Below are 956 nucleotides of genomic sequence, written 5' to 3'. Positions count from 1 at the left end.
GTCGAGTACAACTCGAACATTCGTCACTACGCTCACGTCGACTGCCCAGGTCACGCTGACTACGTGAAGAACATGATCACCGGTGCTGCCCAGATGGACGGCGCGATCCTGGTTTGCTCGGCCGCCGATGGTCCGATGCCACAAACCCGTGAGCACATCCTGCTGTCCCGTCAGGTTGGCGTTCCGTACATCGTGGTCTTCCTGAACAAGGCTGATCTGGTAGACGACGCTGAGCTGCTGGAACTGGTCGAGATGGAAGTTCGCGACCTGCTGTCCACCTACGACTTCCCAGGCGACGACACCCCGATCATCATCGGTTCGGCTCGTATGGCGCTGGAAGGCAAAGACGACAACGAAATGGGCACCACCGCTGTCAAGCGTCTGGTTGAAACTCTGGACAGCTACATCCCAGAGCCAGAGCGTGCTATCGACAAGCCGTTCCTGATGCCAATCGAAGACGTATTCTCGATCTCGGGTCGTGGTACCGTTGTTACCGGTCGTATCGAGCGTGGTATCGTCCGCGTTCAAGACGCCCTGGAAATCGTTGGTCTGCGTGACACCACCACCACCACCTGCACCGGTGTTGAGATGTTCCGCAAGCTGCTGGACGAAGGTCGTGCTGGCGAGAACTGCGGCGTTCTGCTGCGTGGTACCAAGCGTGACGACGTTGAGCGTGGCCAGGTTCTGGTCAAGCCAGGTTCGGTCAAGCCGCACACCAAGTTCACCGCAGAAGTCTACGTTCTGTCGAAAGAAGAAGGCGGTCGTCACACTCCGTTCTTCAAAGGCTACCGTCCTCAGTTCTACTTCCGTACCACTGACGTGACCGGTAACTGCGAACTGCCGGAAGGCGTTGAAATGGTAATGCCAGGTGACAACATTCAGATGACTGTTACCCTGATCAAGACCATCGCAATGGAAGACGGTCTGCGCTTCGCTATCCGTGAAGGCGGTCGTAC

At 57.1% G+C, this 956-nt stretch carries 1 protein-coding gene; it reads left to right on the top strand.

What is annotated here, in order from left to right; all coding sequences use genetic code 11:
• The coding region (tuf, locus tag ACF8K2_RS24055; RefSeq protein ID WP_392468106.1) for an elongation factor Tu at positions 1-956 on the top strand (956 nt) is incomplete at both ends.

It is taken from the genome of Pseudomonas sp. xss_2 (assembly GCF_043104195.1).
Lineage (GTDB): Bacteria > Pseudomonadota > Gammaproteobacteria > Pseudomonadales > Pseudomonadaceae > Aquipseudomonas > Aquipseudomonas urmiensis.
Note: the sequence above shows the minus strand (reverse complement) of the source record. Positions and strands in the feature narration are given on the sequence as shown.